The organism is Dyella terrae, assembly GCF_022394535.1.
Lineage (GTDB): Bacteria > Pseudomonadota > Gammaproteobacteria > Xanthomonadales > Rhodanobacteraceae > Dyella.
Genome location: NZ_CP089414.1, coordinates 2,824,001 through 2,843,501, shown reverse-complemented (window position 1 = coordinate 2,843,501; position 19,501 = coordinate 2,824,001). Strand labels below are relative to the sequence as shown.

General features: G+C 64.9%; 19 protein-coding genes. 3 read left to right on the top strand and 16 right to left on the bottom strand.

Features of this window, described 5'->3' with window-relative positions; all coding sequences use genetic code 11:
* Positions 1-7: 7 nt before the first annotated feature.
* From DYST_RS12310 to folE, 10 genes are all read right to left on the bottom strand, one after another.
* Positions 8-730, bottom strand: coding sequence for a TonB-dependent receptor plug domain-containing protein (locus tag DYST_RS12310; RefSeq protein ID WP_239945935.1), 723 nt, complete (start codon positions 728-730; stop codon positions 8-10).
* A gap of 332 nt (positions 731-1,062) precedes the next feature.
* Entirely contained in the window at positions 1,063-2,697 is a 1,635-nt protein-coding gene (locus DYST_RS12305; protein ID WP_239945934.1) for an NAD(P)/FAD-dependent oxidoreductase, read from the bottom strand.
* Positions 2,698-2,788: 91 nt separating this feature from the next.
* Entirely contained in the window at positions 2,789-3,442 is a 654-nt protein-coding gene (locus DYST_RS12300; protein WP_102300906.1) for a DsbA family oxidoreductase, read from the bottom strand.
* A gap of 130 nt (positions 3,443-3,572) precedes the next feature.
* A complete protein-coding gene (locus tag DYST_RS12295; RefSeq protein ID WP_239945933.1) occupies positions 3,573-4,079 on the bottom strand; it encodes a DUF1993 domain-containing protein in 507 nt (168 codons plus the stop codon).
* Positions 4,076-5,425, bottom strand: a complete 1,350-nt coding sequence (locus DYST_RS12290; RefSeq protein ID WP_239945932.1) for a TCR/Tet family MFS transporter — start codon at positions 5,423-5,425, stop codon at positions 4,076-4,078. Before DYST_RS12290 ends, DYST_RS12295 begins: the two co-directional genes overlap by 4 nt.
* 106 nt (positions 5,426-5,531) lie before the next feature.
* A complete protein-coding gene (locus DYST_RS12285) occupies positions 5,532-5,894 on the bottom strand; it encodes an EF-hand domain-containing protein (RefSeq protein WP_239945931.1) in 363 nt (120 codons plus the stop codon).
* Positions 5,891-8,683, bottom strand: a complete 2,793-nt coding sequence (locus tag DYST_RS12280; protein WP_239945930.1) for an AAA family ATPase — start codon at positions 8,681-8,683, stop codon at positions 5,891-5,893. The genes DYST_RS12285 and DYST_RS12280 overlap by 4 nt, the downstream gene beginning before the upstream one ends.
* Positions 8,676-9,407, bottom strand: a complete 732-nt coding sequence (locus tag DYST_RS12275) for a hypothetical protein (protein WP_102300911.1) — start codon at positions 9,405-9,407, stop codon at positions 8,676-8,678. Before DYST_RS12275 ends, DYST_RS12280 begins: the two co-directional genes overlap by 8 nt.
* 258 nt (positions 9,408-9,665) lie before the next feature.
* The gene (locus tag DYST_RS12270; protein ID WP_239945929.1) at positions 9,666-10,967 is read right to left on the bottom strand and encodes a hypothetical protein; all 1,302 of its coding nucleotides are present in this window, start codon (positions 10,965-10,967) and stop codon (positions 9,666-9,668) included.
* The gene (folE, locus tag DYST_RS12265; RefSeq protein ID WP_102300913.1) at positions 10,967-11,569 is read right to left on the bottom strand and encodes a GTP cyclohydrolase I FolE; all 603 of its coding nucleotides are present in this window, start codon (positions 11,567-11,569) and stop codon (positions 10,967-10,969) included. The genes DYST_RS12270 and folE overlap by 1 nt, the downstream gene beginning before the upstream one ends.
* A gap of 184 nt (positions 11,570-11,753) precedes the next feature.
* On the opposite strand from folE, the gene DYST_RS12260 reads away from it, so the two are divergent.
* Positions 11,754-12,257 carry a hypothetical protein gene (locus tag DYST_RS12260; protein WP_239945928.1) on the top strand — a complete coding sequence of 168 codons (504 nt, stop codon included), beginning with the start codon at positions 11,754-11,756 and terminating at the stop codon, positions 12,255-12,257.
* The gene (locus DYST_RS12255) at positions 12,230-12,610 is read left to right on the top strand and encodes a hypothetical protein (protein ID WP_239945927.1); all 381 of its coding nucleotides are present in this window, start codon (positions 12,230-12,232) and stop codon (positions 12,608-12,610) included. Before DYST_RS12260 ends, DYST_RS12255 begins: the two co-directional genes overlap by 28 nt.
* A gap of 12 nt (positions 12,611-12,622) precedes the next feature.
* Here DYST_RS12255 and DYST_RS12250 read toward each other — a convergent pair whose 3' ends face one another.
* Entirely contained in the window at positions 12,623-13,486 is an 864-nt protein-coding gene (locus tag DYST_RS12250; protein WP_239945926.1) for a hypothetical protein, read from the bottom strand.
* Positions 13,487-13,565: 79 nt separating this feature from the next.
* On the bottom strand, positions 13,566-14,378 hold the full coding sequence (locus DYST_RS12245; protein WP_239945925.1) for a hypothetical protein: 813 nt from the start codon (positions 14,376-14,378) through the stop codon (positions 13,566-13,568).
* A gap of 147 nt (positions 14,379-14,525) precedes the next feature.
* Between DYST_RS12245 and DYST_RS12240 the strand changes: the two genes are divergently transcribed.
* Entirely contained in the window at positions 14,526-14,957 is a 432-nt protein-coding gene (locus DYST_RS12240) for a hypothetical protein (RefSeq protein WP_239945924.1), read from the top strand.
* 3 nt (positions 14,958-14,960) lie between these two features.
* Here the strand turns inward: DYST_RS12240 and rmuC are convergent, their stop codons facing one another.
* The 4 genes from rmuC to DYST_RS12220 form a co-directional block, all read right to left on the bottom strand.
* On the bottom strand, positions 14,961-16,418 hold the full coding sequence (gene rmuC / locus DYST_RS12235) for a DNA recombination protein RmuC (RefSeq protein WP_239945923.1): 1,458 nt from the start codon (positions 16,416-16,418) through the stop codon (positions 14,961-14,963).
* Between the two features lie 69 nt (positions 16,419-16,487).
* The gene (locus tag DYST_RS12230; RefSeq protein ID WP_239945922.1) at positions 16,488-17,690 is read right to left on the bottom strand and encodes a DUF2252 domain-containing protein; all 1,203 of its coding nucleotides are present in this window, start codon (positions 17,688-17,690) and stop codon (positions 16,488-16,490) included.
* Between the two features lie 12 nt (positions 17,691-17,702).
* Positions 17,703-18,875: a class I SAM-dependent rRNA methyltransferase gene (locus DYST_RS12225; protein ID WP_239945921.1), complete on the bottom strand. Its 1,173-nt coding sequence runs from the start codon at positions 18,873-18,875 to the stop codon at positions 17,703-17,705.
* A 107-nt stretch (positions 18,876-18,982) separates the two neighbouring features.
* Entirely contained in the window at positions 18,983-19,417 is a 435-nt protein-coding gene (locus DYST_RS12220; RefSeq protein WP_102300920.1) for a hypothetical protein, read from the bottom strand.
* Positions 19,418-19,501 lie beyond the last annotated feature (84 nt).

The window sequence follows — 19,501 nt, the reverse complement described above, 5'->3', positions numbered from 1 at the left end:
GGACGCATCAGGACTTGTTGCCGAAGCGGTCCGGGAACATGAGCTCGTCCTGATCGGAGTGCTCCACCGACGCAGCGATGTTGCCGCGATTGTTGGCGAAGTTCATGCCGCCGGTAAGCGAGACGATGCCTTTGTTGAAATTACCGTGCTCGGAGCTGCCGAACTGGGCGTGCAGGTTGGCGCCCTGGTAGTTCTTCTTCAGGATGAAGTTGACCACGCCGGTCACTGCATCCGCACCGTACACGGCCGATGCGCCACCGGTGATGATTTCCACACGCTCGACCCAGTCGGCGGGGATCAGATTGGTGTCCACCGCGGTGTCGCCCGCGCTGGCGCCGACGAAGCGGCGGCCGTTCACCAGCACCAGCGTGCGGCTGGTGCCGAGGTTGCGCAGATCCTGAAACGATACGCCGGCCGTACCGATGAAGCGGGTGGAGTTGCCCATGGTGAACGTGGTTGCCAACTGCGGCAGCGTCGTCAGGATATCGCCGATATTGACGGCGCCCGTGGCCTTGATCTCGGCCGCCGTCAGCACGCTGACGGGCGTGGGCGAGATCACGTTCGGGTTGGAGATGCGTGAACCGGTGACGGTCACGGTTTCGAGATTGGCCGCCTTCTTGGCGTCGGCTGCGCCGGTATCGGCATTATCTTGCGCCATGGCCGGGCCAGCGAGTGCTGCCAAGCATGCCAGTGCGAGCAAATTACGGGTGTACGACAGAGTGAGTTTCATAGACCGCCTCCCTACGGTTGGGTCTTTTTTGGCGCTGACGCCCTGCAACGTCCCCGGTTGCCGGGTAAACAAGCATCAGCTTGAGGTTCGCAACTTGCTGCGTCTTTGTTAGCAAGTTGTTGCGATAAGATCACAAGGAACTTACGCAAAGCTGACGAAATCAGCTTTTTCTTACGAATATAGGTCGAAGGTCATGGGCCGCGGCGGACGTGATCCACGCGCGCGGCACCGCACGAACGCGGCGATTTTTCGCCTAAGCGGCCGATATCAAAGGATTATGTCCGTGCCGGGAGGAGGGCGCGGAGGGCCTGGGGTCAGATCACCAAGGCATGTCAACAGGACGTGTTGATGTCCTTGGCGACTGCTTCCGCGACACGAATACCGTCGACGGCTGCGGAGAGGATGCCGCCCGCATAGCCTGCGCCTTCACCGGCGGGGAAGAGGCCGCGTGTGTTGAGGCTCTGGTAATCCTCGCCCCGGCGGATGCGCACCGGCGAAGACGTACGGGTTTCTACGCCGGTCAGCACGGCGTCGTGCATGGCGAAACCCTTGATCTGGCGCTCGAAGGCGGGAAGCGCCTCGCGGATCGCCTCGATGGCGTAGTCGGGCAGGGCGGGGGCGAGGTCGGTGAGATGCACGCCCGGTTTGTACGAGGGCTGCACGTTGCCGAACCCGGTGGATGCTTTGCCCTTGATGAAATCGCCCACCAATTGCCCCGGTGCGCTGTAGTCGCGGCCACCCAGTTCGTACGCGCGCGATTCGAGCGCACGCTGCAACGCGATGCCAGCCAAGGGGCTTCCGCTGTCGTCGAAGGCAGCGAAGTCCTTGGGCTCGATGCCGACCACGATGGCCGCGTTCGCGTTGCGTTCGTTGCGCGAGTACTGGCTCATGCCGTTGGTGACGACGCGTTCGGGCTCCGATGCAGCCGCGACCACGGTGCCGCCAGGGCACATGCAGAAGCTGTACACCGAGCGGCCATTCTTGCAGTGGTGCACCAACTTGTAGTCGGCGGCACCAAGCATGGGATGCCCGGCCTGCGGGCCGAAGCGCGCTTGATCGACGATCGACTGCGGGTGCTCCACGCGGAAGCCGATGGAGAACGGCTTGGCCTCCATGTAGACGCCGCGGTCGTGCAGCATGAAAAACGTGTCACGGGCGCTGTGACCCACGGCGAGCACCACGTGATCGCTCAACAACTGTTCGCCGTTGGACAGCACCACGCCGCGCAACTGGCGCGTACCGTCGGCGTCGGTGTCGACCAGCAGATCGTCCACGCGCTCGCTGAAGCGGATCTCGCCGCCCAGGGACTGGATAGTTTCGCGCATGGTTTCCACCATCGACACAAGGCGGAACGTACCGATGTGCGGCTTGCTGACGTAGAGGATTTCCTCCGGCGCGCCAGCCTTCACGAACTCGGTGAGTACCTTGCGGCCGTGATGGTGCGGGTCGGAGATCTGGCTGTGCAGCTTGCCGTCGGAGAATGTGCCTGCACCGCCCTCACCGAACTGCACATTGGATTCGGGTTCCAGCTGGCGCTTGCGCCACAGACCCCAGGTGTCCACGGTTCGCTCGCGTACCGCCTTGCCACGGTCGAGGATGATCGGCCGGTAGCCCATCTGCGCCAGTAGCAGGCCTGCGAACAGGCCGCAGGGGCCGAAGCCGATCACAATGGGGCGTTGCTTCAGATCCTGCGGTGCTTGCGCCACGAAGTGGTAGCTGGTGTCCGGCGTGGGCTGCACATGCTTGTCATCGGCGTGGCGATGGAGGACATCGGCCTCGTCGGCCACCTCCACGTCCAGCGTGTAGATGAGCAGGATGCCGCCGCGCTTGCGTGCGTCATAGCCGCGGCGGAACACGCTAAAGCCGCGCAGGCTGTCCTTGCCCAGCCCCAGCTTCGCGCGGACGGCAGCCTCAAGGGCGCCGTCGGCGTGGTCCAGCGGGAGCTTGATATCGGTCAGTCTGATCATGCGGCAGGGCGGTCAAGGGCGGCGGCCGGGTATTTTCGCATGCCAGGGCCGCCCCAGGCGCCTTACCCGCTGGGGCTCATCGGGTGAGCCCTCAGGCTTCGGCCGCGATCTGCCGCAGCGTCTGCTCGAACACGTCCGCCGGCTGGCCGCCCTGGATCAGGTAGCGGTCGTTGACGATCACCGAGGGCACCGCACGGATGCCCTGTGCCTGGTAGAACTGCTCCTGCGCGCGCACGTCCTGCGCATAACGGTTCTCGTCCAGTACGTGCCGCGCCTCGATGGCGTCCAGCCCCACAGAGGCGGCCACGTCCACCAATACATCGCGCGAGCTGACATCGCGGCCCTGCGTGAAGTAGGCCGCCAGCAAGGCCTGCTTGAGTTCGACCTGGCTGCCTTTCAGGGCGGCCCAATGCAGCAGGCGGTGCGCATCGAACGTGTTCACGATGCGACTGCGCTTATTCATGTCAAAGGTGAAGCCCAGGGCGGCGCCGCGATCGCGGATGGCCTCCTGGTTCTGGCGCATCTGCTCCGGCGTGCTGCCGTACTTGCGCGCCAGATGCTCGCCGATGTCTTCGCCCTCGGGCGCCATCTGCGGGTTCAGCTCGAACGGCTGAAAGTGCAGTTCCACTGTGACGTCATCGCCCAGCTTCTCCAGCGCCTGTTCCAGCGATTTGAGGCCGATGGCGCACCAGGGGCACACCACGTCCGAGACGAAGTCGATCTTGATGGGCGTGGGGGCGGTCATGACGTTGGCTCCGGGCAATTGAACTCCCACTAGTGGGAGCGGAAGACCCCGGTATCAAGTACCGCGCCGCGCTTGAGAAGCCCCGTCATTCCTGCGTTCAGCGGAATGACGGGCTTCGCGCCAGTGACGCTTACGGCTTGCCGATAAAGTCGGGCTTGCCCAGGTCCGCGCCGGCCTCACGCAGGATCGCGTAGGCGGTGGTGCAGTGGAAGAACAGATTGGGGATCACGAAGTGCAGCAGATAGCCCTCGCCCTCGAAATGCTGCTCGCCGCTGCGGGTCTTGATCGTCACCGCGCGCGTCTCACTGCCATCGATCTGGTCGACCTTGAAACTCTTGATGTAATCGATGGCGCGCTCAACGCGAGCGTGCAGTTCAGCAAAGCTGGTTTCGTTGTCCTCGAACTTCAGCGGATCCACGCCGGCGAGGCGAGCACAACCGTTCTTGGCCATGTCGGTGGCGATCTGCACTTGGCGCGTCAGCGGCAGCATGTCCACCGTCAGGCGACCCTGCAGCAACAGGACGGGATCGTACTTGCGCGCCTCCGCGTGCGCCTCACCCTTGCGCAGCACGTGCTGCAAGTTCTGCAAGGCACGCAGGAAAACGGGAACGGACGCCTGGTACATCGACAAAGTCATGGGGATTGCTCCGGTGGTTCGGTGGGGGTGATGGCAGCTTGCAATGGGACGACCGAGGACGGTTCACCCGGAATGGTGTTCGGCACGGGCGCGTCGGCCCTGGCGAGGTCTTGCACCTGTCGTGTCGCGCGCATGGCGATGTACGCGCCGATGGCAAGCAGCACGGCGGACAGTACGAAAGCCAGTCCCGGCAGATGGAACGGCGAGGCCGGCGAGATCGAGAACGAGAACACCTGCGCGAACAGGAACGGGCCAAAGATGCCCGCGAAGCTCTGCAAGCTGGCAATCGCGCCCTGCAGGCGGCCTTGTTCGTGTGGATCCACCTCGTGCGTCATCAGCGATTGGATGGGTGGCTGCGACAGCCCCCATAGCGCCATCAGCGGGATGCCCAGCAGGAACACCCCTCCGGTGTTGGCCAGACCCATCACCAGGAACGAGCCGATGCCAAACACCATGCCGCCCAGCATCAAGCGACGTTCGCCGAAAATGGGTGCGAGCTTGCGTGTGAGCACCGCCTGCACCAGGCCATCGCAGGCACCCACCAGCATCAGCACGTAGCCCACGGCGCGTGGACCCCACTGGTAGCGGTAGTCCGCGTACAGCACAAAAGTGGTCTGCAACACGTAGTGCGACAGAAACACCAGGAACATCACCACCGCCAGCCGCAGCACGAGTGGATAGCGCATGAGCAGTTTGAGCGAACCCAGCGGATGCGCGCTGTGGATCTCGAACTTCGGCGTACGGCGTTCCTTGGGCAGGGACTCCGGCAGCACGAACAGGCCATACAGGAAATTGCACGCCGCCAGTCCACCCGCCACCCAGAACGGCAGGCGCAGATGGATGTCACCAAGGAGACCGCCAAGACCGGGGCCGATGATGAAACCCAGGCCGAAGGCGCTGCCGAGGATGCCGTAGGCCGCTGCGCGCTTTTCCTTGGGCGTGATGTCCGCGATGTACGCATTCGCGGTGGTGAAGCTCGCCGCCGTCATACCCAGCACCACGCGGGCGACAAACAGCAACCACAGCGTCGGTGCCAGAGCCAGCACGAAGAAATCGATCGCAAGCCCCGCGTTGGAAATCAGGATCACCGGCCGGCGGCCGAAGCGGTCGGACAGTGCCCCTTGTATCGGCGAGAAAGCGAACTGCACGATGGCGAACACCGTGCTGAACACCCCCACCCACCATGCCGCGTTGGAGATGCCGCCACCGGCGAGTTGCTCGATCAGGTGCGGCAACACCGGGATGACAATCCCGAATGCCAGCATGTCCAGCACGACGGTAACGAAGATGAACGCCAAGGCGGCTCGGCGACGGGGATGGAGCTCGGGTTGGGTTGTCTGATCCATGGACGTGACCGACGGCAAGAGGCGCACGATAGCCGATCGCAGGTGACGTTGTGTGTGCAGTGCGGAAGACGGGCGGGCGCCCCTTGGAGCGCGCTGGGACGAGCCGTCAGCTCTGCGGTGGCTGCGTCAGTTCGCGCGCGTCCAGGTAACCGTCGTGATTGCGGTCCAGCTTGTGGAATTGCCGGCGCAGGTTGTCCTGAAACTGCTTGAGGGTGATCGGTTTGCCATGCCCGCCGGGCAACTCGTCAGCTTCCAGTACACCATCGCCATTGCGGTCGAGATGATGGAAACCTTCGCTCAGGTGGGCCACGTACTCCGCCTCACTGACCCGGCCGTCACCATCGGTATCGAACTCGCGCAGGTACTCGGCGGGGGTGGCTTGCGCCCATGCAAGCAGGGGCGCAAGCAGCAGGCCGGCCAGCGTCACACCCGCCCGTAGGGAGGCAGGGATGGGCCGGCGCACGATCATGCGGCTTCGGTCCGGCGACGCAGAACGGCCAGGGGTTGCGCCCAGGTCGCGCCAGGGCGGCGCTTGCTGGTAACAAGGGTCAGATCGCTGGGCTGGAACACGTTGATGTTGTGCGTGGCCGGGGTGGTCAGAATGTACTGGGCGCGGGTGGACTTGAGGAAGGCACCCACCTTGTCGATGTTGAAGATATCCAGGTGCGCGAACGGTTCATCAATGAACACGAAGCCGCCGGGGCGGTCCTCGTCGCGCATCAACGCCACCAACAACAGCAGCGACTTCATCACCTGCTGACCACCCGACGCCTCGCCGTCGTCCATGCCGATCCAGCCCTTCTTGTCGAACTCGAAGCGCACGTTGAGGCCGGCCTGTGCCAGCGCGAGGTCTTCGTTCGACAGTTCCGGCAGCTCCACTTCCACGCCGATGCCGGCAAGGTCCGCCAGCACCTTCAGGTTGCGCGCGTAGCGTTTCACCGTATTGCGCAGCACGTTGAGGTAGGCCCCACGCGCTTCGCTGGTGATGCGCCCTGCACGCTCCAGGTGTACGCGGCGACGCTGCAGATCTTCCTTGAGGCCGCCGTGGTCGTTGGCGTACTTGTCGCGCAAAGGCAGCACGCCGTCATCGGTTTCCCAGTGGCCCTCGTTGAGGCGGCGCTCGATGCGATCGATCTCGCGACGGGCAGCGGCGGGCGATTCATAGCGCTCGCGCAGCTCCGTCATGGCGTGGCGTGTGCGGTGGGCAGGACGCACGTGGCTGCGCTTGTGGCGGAAAGCCTTGAGACGGTCGATCTGTTCGTTGCGTGCCTGCGTGAACTGACGTGCGGTATCGGCGAGTTGCTGCTGTGCCTGCCGGTGTTCGCGCGCTTCGTTATCGCGCTGGCGAGAATTCAGCTGACGCTTCTCGCGCATCGATTCGTAGTGCGCTTCGGCGGCGGCGTAGCTGTCAGCACAGCGTTGCACGTCATCCTGCAGGGCAGCCTGTGCTTCGTGCGCGACGGCGAATTCATCGGCGCGGTCGGCCAACTGGCCGCTGGCGTTGGCACCGCGCAGCAGGCTTTCCGCGTCGCTGGCCTGTTCCTGATAAGTCTTGCGCTTGTCGCCGATGGCGCGCAGCTGTTTCTCGATCTGCTGCAGGCGGTCTTCGCCCTCGCGCAGCTGACGCTCGCGGGCGGCGCTGCCGAAGTAGACGTCGTCCACACCCAGGTGGCGGCCGCCGCGACGCTCGCGGAAATAGCCCTGCGGCGTGATCCAGTCCTGCTCTTTGCCCAGCTTCGCGCCATCGGCCACGTCCTCGACGCGGCGGATGCGATCGAGCTGGCGTAGCAGCCATTCCGGCGCTGGCGCGGTGAAGTCGACCACTTCCAGCAGGGAGCCACGCGTGGGCGATGCAGTCGGCGCGCGCTCGGCGACGACGAAGTGCTTGTAGCGATGTTGTTCGCCCAGCCGCCATGCCGCTTCACGATCGCGCGGGTGATCCAGCAGCACCACGTGTCGATAACCCGCCAGCACCGCTTCCACGGCGGCCTGCCAACGCGGCTCCGTGATCTCCACGATCTCGCTCAGCATGCTATGGCCGATGCTTGCATCGTCCAGCGCGCGGCGGAACGATTGCTCGAACTCCGGTGTGTAGCGCTGACCCCGGCGCCACGCGCCCAACTGCGCCGTGAGCGTGGATAGCTGCTCGCGCAGGCGGCCCTCCTCGTTCTGCAGGCGGCCAAGCTGGCTGCGTGCCTCGACCAATTGCTTACCCTGCTTTTCGTGGTCGGCACCGTCCTGTTCGGCGACCAGCTTGCGCAGATGCGCTTCCTGCTTGAGCAGGGTGGCGTTCTCGGTTTCGGCGCGGCGTGCTTCGTCCAGCTGCTGCTTGGCCTGCTGGCGGGACTGGTCCGCGATGTGCTGTTCGCCGCGCAGTGATTCCTCGCCTGCATCGAGCGTTTGCAGCCCCAGCTGCAGTTCCACGTCGCGCGCGGAAAGATCGCGACACTTGCGCTTGAGGCCGAGCAACTGCGGCCGCGCGCCACGGATGGCGTTGTGCAGTTCCGCCAGCTCGGTGCGTGGCAATGTTTCAGCGACGAGATCGGTGTGCTCGTGCTTGAGCGCATCCCACTCCTGCCAGGAGCGCACGCGACCTTCGGCTTCCTGCAGGCTCACGCCAATCAGCGATAGCTGGTGTTCGAGCCCGTGCAGTTCGCGGTCCGCTTCGGCTTGTTCATTGCGTGCGCGCTGATAGTCTTCCAGCACGACCTTGTCGCCGAAGACGTCGAAAACAAGATCCAGCAGCGACTTGGGCGGCAACTGGCAAAGTTTGTCGGTGGCGCCTTGTTCCAGGGTCAGCACACGGCGGATCGCCTGCGAGAGGCCCGCGCCTTCCAGTCGCACGCGGTATTCGCGCAGGCCCATGAAGTCGTTGCGCGCTTCGATCTCGTCCACGCTGACGTCGCCGCCCATCACGACGTATTGGCGCTGCCATTCGCCGCCTTTCTTCTGAATACGCACAGCCAGCGTCACTTCGCTGTCCATGATCGGGAAGAACGGACGCTCGCCGCGCGGCCCCGGTATGTTGCCCACGCGGGCGCGCAACCAGGCGAATGGCTTGCCGTTGTGGCGCAGATAGCTCTTGTAGTCGCGGTTGCCTGCACAGTCGATGGTGAGCAAGGTGCGCAGCGCATCGAGCAGGGTGGTTTTGCCCGAGCCGTTGGGGCCGACCACGGTGACGATGTTGGTATCCAGCGGCAGGCTGAAGCGCTGCCAGTAGTCCCAGTGGATGACTTCGAGGCTACGGAAATCAAACATCGTGGATCACTTCGCTGTCTTCGCTGATTTCATTCACGTCGTCGTCGGTGTCGTCATAAAGCGGTTCGTCATCGGAGCCGATATCGTCGCGTGGTGTAAGCCCGGCGAGCAGGTCGCTCAGCGCGCCATCGAGGATGCGTCGCGCCGTGCGCTCGTAATCGAAGACGAGATCGAGCAAGGGGCCTTCGGCCAGTTCGCCCTTGCGGCGCGCGATAAAGCCATGGCGGGAAAGCAGGCCCAGGTTGAAGTTGACGCGGGTCTTGCCACCCAGCCTGTCGCCGAAGTCGGCGAGCAAGGTGCGCTCGGCCACGATGGGTGATAGCGAGGCATCGCGCGAGATCGGCTTGCCCTCGGCGAACATCAGCGTCTGCGATGCATCGGCCTCGGCCTGCTGGCGTTCGAGCTGGCGCTGGCGCTTGGGCAGCACGATCAGCGCCCATAGCACCACCAGCAACGCGACAGCATCACGGTCCAACTGCAGCGTATTGGAGATCCAGCTGTCGCTGCCGCCGAACACGTGTTTTTCGTTGGCGCGCGCCACGGCCACGCCGATATAAGCCGAATAGGGGTGCTCGCGCAGTTCCAGCCCCACGGCCGCGAGGCGGCGATCAAGTTCTTCGCGGAACGCTTCGTCGAGCAGCGCTTTGCGCGCCTGTGTGTCGTGGCGCGGCAGCCAGCGTTGTGAGAGCAGGCGCGCGACGAGCGCGGCGGTTTCGTCATGCATCAGTGGTTTTTTCCTTAGAGCCTGCCCGACGCTTCCACGTGACCCGCGCCGGGAGCTGCTTGCGCGCGGGTCAAGGAAGAGCGAAGGAGTGTATGTCGATACACGACTGAGTGATGACGCAGGCCTGCGTGCAAGCAGCCCCGGCCCGAAGGGTTGTCCACCAGTGGCCGCCAGAGCGTGACGCGCGGCTTGACCTGACCACCAGTCAGGCGCGGTGCCGCACCTCCCACTCTGGCGGCCACTGGTGGACAACGCGGGTTACGTGGAAGCATCGGGCAGGCTCCTTGGGTGCAGGCGTCCCGCGCTTACCAGCGCGATCGACGCCAGGCCTGGATCGATCAGGCGTGGTTCGATTTCCAGCTTCAACGGTAGGCGCGCGAGATCGGCGGTAGGGCCTTGCAGCGCCGAGGATTCCGGATCACCGACGAGCCCGAGCAGCGAGAGTCGGTACGCGCTCAACGCGTAATCGTCGCCGCGCAACGCATCGCTGAGTTCCATCGGTTGGACCAATGCGGCCAGCTCGCTGTGCCATGTCAGCAGCGGCGAGAGATCTTCTTCATCGATGGGTAGGTCATGGGTGGTCGGGTTGCTTTCGGCATCCGGCAGTGCGGTGTTTTCAGCAGCAGCACGCTCGCGCTCCAGCAATTCGTACTCGGCCACATCCAGTGCAATCTGATCCAGCAGAAAGGGCGGCTGCACAGGCAACTGCGCCGCTTCGTCCGCATGTTGGGCCAGCGCGTCCGGTGTGAGCGAGCGCAGCCACGCGACGAGGTCGGACGACGACAGGCCCGTACGCCCCAGATGCACGCGATGCTGGTCGATCTTGTTGAGCTCGCGCTGGAACACGCCAGCCTGTCGCAGCAGCGAGCTCTGCGCGCGACCCACGGCCTGCGCGAGCCGATGCGTGGCCGGATCGATGTCCTCGCTGTCGGCGATGGCGCTGACCACTTCCGTGCCTTTCTCCACCCACGTCCACACCGCATCGAGCCGTTGGGCGGCGCGTCGGATGCGGTGCTCGGAGCCGGATAGCACGGCGCGGTCGAAATCTTCCTTCAGCTCCGACAGGCGCGACAGCAAGTGCCCGAGCTCATCGGCGGAAATGCGTCCCACCGCCTGGCCCGCGGCAAGCTGCGCGGTGATATAGCCCAGGCCATCCTCGTCGTCGCGCTCGAATTCCAGCAGCGTGGACACGGCGGCCAGCGCCTTGCGGCCCAACGGGCTCACGCGATAGCGCAGCGTCTCGTTGTCCCAGGTGAGCAGCTCGTGTTCCTTCAGGCGCTGCACCACGGTTTCCAGCTTCACCGGCTCGACAAAGGCGAGTTGGTCGCGGATTTCCGCAGGTGTCCATTCCGGCGCATGCGCGCGTGCGCCCAGCGTGCGCAACACCAGCAGGCGCAGCACGACCTGGGTTTCGCTGCCATGGAATAGCGCACTGAAGGCGCGCAGCAGCGAGCGGCCGCGCAACAACGGAAACACCGCCGGGAGATCCTCGGCGGTGATGCCTTCACGTAGTACGTCCTGCAGACGCTCGTCGGCGTCGGTACCTTCCAGTCCCTGCATCAACGGCCCGCGCCGTGGATGCCGATGAACTGCAGAAACTCCGAGCGCGTGCGCGCGTCATCGCGGAACGCGCCCAGCATCTGGCTGGTGATCATCGACACGCCGCGCTTGTGCACGCCACGCGTGGTCATGCATTCGTGGCTGGCATCGATCACCACCGCCACGCCGGCCGGGTGCAGGTTGTCCTGAATGCACTGCGCGATCTGCGCGGTCAGCTTTTCCTGTACCTGGAAGCGGCGCGCATAAGCGTCCACCACGCGGGCCAGCTTGCTGATGCCCACCACACGGTTGGTCGGCAGGTAGCCGACGTGCGCGCGGCCGATGATCGGCGCCATGTGGTGCTCGCAGTGGCTTTCGAACTCGATGTCGCGCAGCACGACCATTTCGTCGTAACCGGCCACTTCCTCGAAGGTACGGCGCAGATACTCACCCGGGTCGGTGGTGTAACCGGAGAACCAGTCCTTATAGGCCTTCACCACGCGCTTGGGCGTGTCGAGCAGGCCTTCCCGGCTGGGGTCTTCGCCCGACCAGCGCAGCAGGACGCGCACGGCCTCCTCGGCCTGTTCGCGGGTGACTTCGGTCGGTTCGTGACGCTCGCTCATGCGGGTTCCTTCGGATACGCCTTACAGACCTGTCAGTGTAACGCCCTCGTCAAGATTTGGCCCCGCATGGGGGCGTGCAACCAATGGGATCAGTGGGTTGTGATGCTCAGGGAATATCCCGGGCTCCCTTATGTCCGGGTCGTGGGCGGGCTAGACTGCTTCCACGCCAAACCAAGGAGGGGTTATGAAGCGCATATATGTTGTCTGGCTGTGTGGCTGGCTGCTTGCTGGTGCGGTGGGCGTCACTGATGCAGCGACGGCCAGTCAGGTCCGTAAGACGGCCGAGGTCGGCATGCTGGTCACGGGCACCGTCGAGGTGAATCCCAACGGATCACTCCATGGTTATGCCCTGGACGAGCCCGAGAAGCTGCCCCCGGTGGTGGTCGAGGTAATCGGCAAGACGGTCTCGTCCTGGGAGTTCAAGCTCTCCGGACCGATCACGGACGTGCTGAAGACCAAGATGAGTCTGCGCGTGGTGGCTAAGCCCTTGGGGGACGGCCAGTTCAAGGTGGCCGTGGAAGGTTCTTCGTTCGGTGAACCGGGCGCGCGCAGCGATCAGGTTTCCTCCACCGTTCCCGCCCGCTCTATCCGCAGGCCGCCATCAATGCGCGTGTCAGCGGTACGGTGTACCTGGTGCTGCGGGTCGGGCGCGATGGTGCCGTGCAAGAGGCCATTGCCGAGCAGGTGAACCTCGACCAGTACGACCGGGACGCGTCCATGGCGCGCTACCGCAAGTGGCTGACCGATGCCTCCCTGCAAGCCGCACGAGGCTGGACCTTCAACACCCCGTCAAGTGGTGCCGACAAGGACAACCCCTACTGGGTCGTGCGCGTACCGGTGAATTTCAATTTGCGGGCATGGGGCGCGCCGCAGCAGAAGCATCCTTATGGCGAATGGGAGGCCTATATTCCAGGGCCGCGCCAGACGCCACCGTGGATCGGCAAGGCGTTGGCCAGCGAGTCGCCGGATGCCATGTCCGAAGGCGATGTGGGCGCGGGCGACGCACGGCTGCAACTGGTTACACCGCTCGGCGGCGCCTGAGCTACCTGCCGATCAAGCGACGGAGCGGAACACGGTGATGCGGTCCGCGTTGGGTTCGCTGGCGGCCTGCAGCCACGGTTCGCCTGCGACGGCAGGTGTGCAGGGGCCGAGCGTGACCACGCGGAAACTGCGCTGCCGGGCTTCGTCGTGGAGGCGGTCGAGCATGTGCCGCAGCATGCCGCCGGTGAACGGCGTATAGAGGTAAAACACCGTGCCGCGCGATACATCCGCATCGCGCGCGTCCTGCGCGATGAACGTGGCGCGATCGACCCGCAGGGTTTCCGCTGCACGGCGCGCGCTTTCCACATAGGCGTTCTCGCGCTCGACGCCGCAGGCATACGCTTCGGTGCAGATCGACACCAGCAGCGGCACATGGCCCATGCCGGAGCCCAGATCGACCACCACGTCGTCGCCGCCCAGCCGCGTACGGTGGATCATGTCGAGCACATGGCGCACCGGCGTCGGCTGGTAGAACACCATGTCGTTCTCGAGCGATGCGATGGGGGAGCTCGGCTCTTCGAGCGACAGCACATCGCCAATCAACGCGTCGAGATGATCGTAGCCCCATGGTTCGCGCAGGTCGTCGCGATGCAGCCATCCGCTTAGTGCATGCACGCCGGCACCATGCACGATGGCGTGCCGGACGGCGTCACACAGGTGTCGCTGGATATCGGCGAGCGCGGCATGCCGCGCCTGTGCGCGGTGGCGAAGCGCATCCATCGTCGCCTTGCACGTTGGCGAAACACTGACGGGCTCGTACAGCAGCACGTCTTCCAGCCGGTCCATGACGTGGATGCGTTCGCGCAATTGCTCAGGCCGCTCCAGTGAGCGGTCCTGTTCGGCTTCGCAGACGATGGTGTGCAGTTCTTCCAGCATGGCGTGACAGATCCGCGGTGACGAGCCGGATGGTGTCACGTTTTGGCTGGCCGCGAGTTGAACGCAGGTTGCTTCGATGTCAACGCGGGTCGGGAACAAAATGCCCGGGGAACGGGTCGGGGCGTGTCCGTTCCGGTGGGGTGTCGCCAGGTATCACCCCCTGGGCGATCAGCCGTTCGCGCGTGTCGTAGTACACCGTGATCACCTCGTTGGGCGTGGATGAAGCGCGTTCGAAATCCGTATAGGTCACCTCCGAGGTTTCCCGCGCACCGTGTCCCGTGCCCAGCGGACCACCGGGAAGTGCTTTGGCGGGAGATGGGGCTATCGCACTTTCAGCGATCGGTGCCGTTGGTGCTGGTGGTGGCGCCGCCATCCGGCGGCTGGTCATCGACTCCTGCGGCGCGCTCATCGGCGCAGGCATGGGCATGGGCATGGGCCGGATCATCCGCCGCGGCAGGAATACGGCCATGCCGATCACACCCACGTTCTCCGGACGCCCGGTGCGCGCGGCGTAACTCCGCGAGGCGTCGGCGAACACGAAGTCAGCCACTTCGGACAGGCTCTTGCGCCAGCCCTGGATATCGGTGGCGTCATAAGGCTGCAATACGTAGCCGCTTTGCGACCAGTCCGCGGTGTCGCCCGACACCACGTTCACGCCGTCGACCGACAGCACGCCGAGCGCACGGGAGTCTTCCTGGCTGCGGAGCTGGATCTGATAGCGATGCCCGGGTTGCCCGGCGACGTAGTAGCGGCCGTCATGGCGATAGACCGGCAGCTCCTGCTGCGTGGTGCGGTCGTAGACGGTCAGGTCCACCAGTCGCCCGACGGCGCTCGCCTGCGCGCTGGCCGCGAGCGTGGCGAGAGCGAGAACCGCTTTCCCAAGGGTGTTCATGGCAACAACTCCGGCAGGCATCGATGGCCGATGCATACAGTGGAACGACGGAGGCAGCCAAAAGGGGTTAGCCCCCCCAGCGCTTGTCGGGCTCAAGTTTTTTCGATGCCGGTCGATGGCACGGTAAACGTACAAAAGGATTCGCACGTGAGCATCGGCATCCATCTGGACACCTCCACCCTCCCGGTGACCATCAGCGGTTCCTCGGCCGCTGCATCGACGGCAACGGATGCATCGGCATCGGGCAAGACGACCGTGGCCGTGAAGGGCGCGGGTGCCGCCGCCGGCGCGTCTGCGGATTCGGGCAGCAGCAGCGCCGCAAGCCCGACGGTGCAGGCACTGCAGCGCGAGATTGCGCAGTTGCAGAAGATGCTTGCGCAGGAAGAGCAGGCACTGCGCGCCGCCAATCAGCGGAACAAGGGAGCGACGGATGCGGGGAGCATGGCCGAGATATCCGCCTTGCAGTCCGCCGTCACCACCACCAACGGCCAGCTCGCATCTGCCGTCACCGCGCTCGCCACCGCCCTGCTGGCCGAAGGCGGCAGCAGCGGCGGTTCATTGGTCAGCGCCTCGGCCTGACGCTTAGACCTCGACGTCGTCGTCCGCGCTGTCTTCAATAGCTGGCGTGTCGCCGAGTAACTGCTGGACTTCTTCGCCCGGCAAGGTTTCCACGCCGCGCAGTTTGCGTTCGATGGCGCGCGTGCGCACGCTGGCCTGTTCGATCACGTTGCTGGCTTCGTTGAGTTTCTTGCGGGTCTTTTCCAGCACGGTGCCGAACTTGCCGAATTCAGTCTTCACTGCGCCGAGCAGAGTCCACACCTCGCTGCTGCGCTTGGCGATGGCGAGCGTGCGGAAACCCATCTGCAAGCTGTTGAGCAAGGCGGTGAGGGTGGTGGGGCCGGCGATGGTGACGTGGTGGTCACGCTGCAGGCTTTCGAACAAACCGGGGCGACGGATCACTTCGGCGTACAGGCCTTCGGTGGGCAGGAATAGCACAGCGAAGTCAGTGGTATGCGGCGGCGCCACGTATTTGCCGCGGATGCGCTTGGCTTCTTCGCGCACGCGCACTTCCAGTGCGCGACCGGCGAGTGCGGCGGCGTCGGCATCGGCGGCTTCCTGCGCGTCGAGCAGGCGCTGGTAGTCCTCTATCGGGAATTTCGCATCGATGGGCAAGTAAAGCTGCGCGTTTTCGCCGGCGCCGGGCATGCGCACGGCGAATTCCACGCGATCATTGCTGCCGGGAATGGTCACTACGTTCGCGTCGTACTGATCGGTGGTGAGTAGTTGTTCCAGCAATGCGGCCAACTGCACCTCGCCGAGGATGCCACGCGTCTTCACGTTGGTCAGCACGCGCTTGAGGTCGCCTACGCCGGCGGCGAGGTTCTGCATTTCGCCGAGGCCGCGCTGCACCTGTTCGAGGCGCTCGGACACCAGCGCGAACGACTGGCCCAGGCGCGTTTCCAGTGTGGTCTGAAGTTTTTCGTCGACGGTGGCGCGCATCTGTTCAAGCTTCGCGGCGTTGTCGTCCTGGATCGCCTTGAGCTTGGTTTCCAGCGTGGCGCGCACTTCGTTGAGGCGCTTTTCGTTGTCGGCGGTAAGCGCGGCAAGACCTTGCTGCTGCTGTTCGCCGAAGCGGTTGAGCGTCAGCATGAGTTCTTCGCGGCTGCGGCGTGCATCTTCGGTAAGGCGTTGTGCCAGCGATTGCAGGCCGGTGTCGGTGCGTTCGGTAAGCACGTCCAGGCGCTGGCCGAAATGGCCGATGCGTTCGTGCTGCTGCGTACTCATGCCGCCCAGTTGTTCCTGCACTAGCGTGCGGAACTGGCCGAGCGACTGACCGATCGATTGCGTGATCTCGCCGCGACCGGCCCGTTGCTCCTGTGTCAGCGCTTCGCGCAGGTGGCGGTTGTCGTCCTTGAGCGCATCGAGGCGCGCGGTGAGGCCGGCGTCCTCACGTCCGCGCAGCAGGCTCATGACCTGCAGCACCACCATGGCCAGCACGGCGACGACAAGCACGATCAGGAGGATTTCGGTAAAGGACATAACGATTCCAGATGACACAAGGTCGCCAGTGTACGCGTTGGCGTCTCAGAAGCCTGGACTGAGCGTGCCTCAGGTCGGGAACGCGCCTTTGTCATAGGCCTTGCAGTAAGCCTTCCAGTCGCGGCGAACCTGGCGTGTGCAGTCCTGCGCCAGTTCGTGCAGTTGCGTGCCCCAGCGGCGCTTCTCGGCGAAGGCGATCAGTTCGTCGGCGGTGGCGGAACCCTGCCGACCGCTGCTGCGCAGTTGCGCCCACGCCGAGAGCTTGCCCATGGCGTCCAGCACGCCCTCCAGGCGTTCCAGCTTGCCGCGCCAGTCGGTGAGCGCGACGCGATCCTCGGTGGGCTGCAGACCACGCAACACGTACGACTTGCGTCCCATGTTCACGGCGCGCAGGAAAGCCGGCGAGATGGCCTGCATGCGCCGCTGCACGGCAACCACGCGCTCAGCTTCCGTGCCCCAGTCGGGTTGGGCGATGTCCAGATGCGGCGCGAGGGAAGAGGGCAGCGCCTGCTTGAGGTCCAGCAGGTAGTTGCCGTCCGGCGAGCCCTTGCCCTCGACAAGAATGGCGAAGCGGTCCACGCCAAGGCTGCCTGTGCCGGCAATGCGGCGCGCCACGTCGAGCACGGTATAGAAGCCCGGATCGGATTCCTTGGCGCCGATTTTCTGGATGAGCGCAGTGACTTTCTCGCGCTGCTTGTCGGTCACCGGCAGGGCGCGGCGGCCATCCAGACGCAATTTGCGGTGTTTGCCCCTGCGCTCCGTGCGGCCGTCCAGAAAGTGTGGACGCAGCCGGCCGCGCAGGCTACCGAGCAGGTCGCCAACCATGCCGGCGGCGGTATCGCGCTCGATCCAGCGTGCCTTGCCCAGTCGCAGTGCACTGGTATACGAGTCGAGAAAGCGATGGCAGAGCTGGTTGGCCTGGTCGCGGCTCAGGTCCAGGCTGGCGGCGGCGACGTGCACGCTGGTGAGCAGGCGAATGAGCTCCCACGTGCACGGGGCCAGCGCGGCTTCGTCGAAATCGTTGAGGTCGAAATAGACGAGCCGGTTGTCGCCCTTGTAGCTGCCCATATTCTCCAGGTGCAGGTCGCCGCACACCCAGGTAGCCGGTGCCTTGTCGAAGGCCTTGGCCGGTGGCAACTGCGCATAGAACAGGTGGCAGGTGCCGCGCAGGAAGGTGAAGGGATCGTGCCGCATCGCGGTGTACTTGCGCTGCAGCCGTTCGGGATCGCGCCCGGTGTTGTAATCGCGGATGACATCAACAACATCGAGCACGTCACTTCTCCCTTACATGACCCGGCAGAACACCGCCTTCAGATAGCGGCCTTCCGGCACGTCGCTGCGGAACGGATGGTCTGCGCCCGCGCCGGCCGTGTGCAGTACCTGAATCTCGCGACCCGCATTGAGTGCCACGCGACGCAGCATCTCCAGGAAGTCTGCTTCGCTCACCAAACCCGTGCACGAGCAGGTCAGCAGCAGGCCGCCGGGCGGGATTACGTCCAGCGCGAGGCGGTTCATGGCGAAGTATTTCTTCAGCGCGTCGATCACTTTGCTGCGGTCGCGGGTGAGCTTGGCGGGATCGAGGATCACCGCGTCGTACTGCTCGCCGCGCGCGATGGCAGCGCGCAGCCAGTCGAAGATGTCGGCGGCCTCGAACACGGCGGGCACATCATTGGCCTCGGCATTGGCGCGCGCGATCTCCAGGATGCCCGGATCCATGTCTATGCCCGTGGCCGACTGTGCGCCCGCCGCCAGCGCATGCACGGCGAAACCACCGGCGTTGCAGCACAGGTCGAGCACGCGGCGACCCTTGGCGAGACGCGCGAAGTGATGGCGGTTCTCGCGCTGGTCGGCGAAGAAGCCGGTCTTGTGGCCGTAGCCCGGCGCCGCGTGGAAGCGCAGGCCGTGCTCGTGTACCTCCGCCGGTGCAGGCGCTTCGGGCGAGCGGCAGTCGAAGGACTCTTGCTTCTGCACGTGGCTCTCGGCGAACCAGTACAGGCGCGCACCCGGAAAGTGGCGCAGCAGCGCGGCGTGGATGGCTTCGCGGAAGCGCCACATGCCGGCGGCGAAGTATTCGATCACCAGGATGTCGGCATAGCGGTCGACCACCAGGCCGGAAAGGCCGTCGCCCTCGCTGTGCACCACGCGCCATGCATCGCTGACGCGGTCGAGTTCCAACAGCTCCTTGCGCAGGTTGACCGCGCGGTCGATGCGCGCATCGATCCACTCGGCGTCGACGGCTTCGGTCGGGTCGCTGGTCAGCAGGCGCAGCGCAATGCGCGCGTGGCCGTTCCAGAAACCCCGGCCTACGAAGCGGCCCTTGGCGTCCTCCACATCGACCACGCTGCCGGGCGGCACGCGGGTTTCAGGCTTGTGCACCTGGGCAGACCACACCCAGGGGTGGCCGGACGTGCGGTCGGTTTTGAGGCGGATGACGGGGAGGGGAGCGGGGCTGTTCATCCGCCCATGATACCCGGTGAGAGGCTTCACTCTGCCGTTTTCGTGGGAACGCACCCTGTGCGCGACCGCAGCGCGGCATCGATACTGCGCTGCGGATGGGGTTTCGCTCAGCGGAAACGCAGCGCCAGCCAGGACAACAGGGCCAACAGGTTGAGGCCCACGCGCGACGTCGATGGCCCGGCCACGGCCAGCAGAAAGCCCTCGCTGCCGACGTGCCAGTCCAGCCCCAGTTGCACCGGCAGGTGCAGGCTGGCGTAGATGTTCACGAACGCGCCGCAGTGGAAGCCATAGCTGATGAGGGGCGTGGCGAGCAGCGGTAGCTGCATCAATTGCGCCCAGCTGGAGAAGGTGATGCCGCGCTCGCTGTTTTCCAGCAGCAGCGCGCCGGCCACCATCACGAACGCATAGAAGGCCAGTCCGATCAGCGCGACGATGGAGTCGTGTGTACCGAACGGCAGCAGCCGGCGCAGCATGTTCACTAAACCGAAGAAGCCGCCCGCCACTTCGAGGATGCCAATCAGTCGGAAGAGGAAAATGCGCACGTGCGAGGCCCCGGGTCGAAAGCCGGGAGCTTAGCGGATTGTGGCGTGGGTGTTGCCTGGACGGTTTGGCAGTTCGTTGGGGCA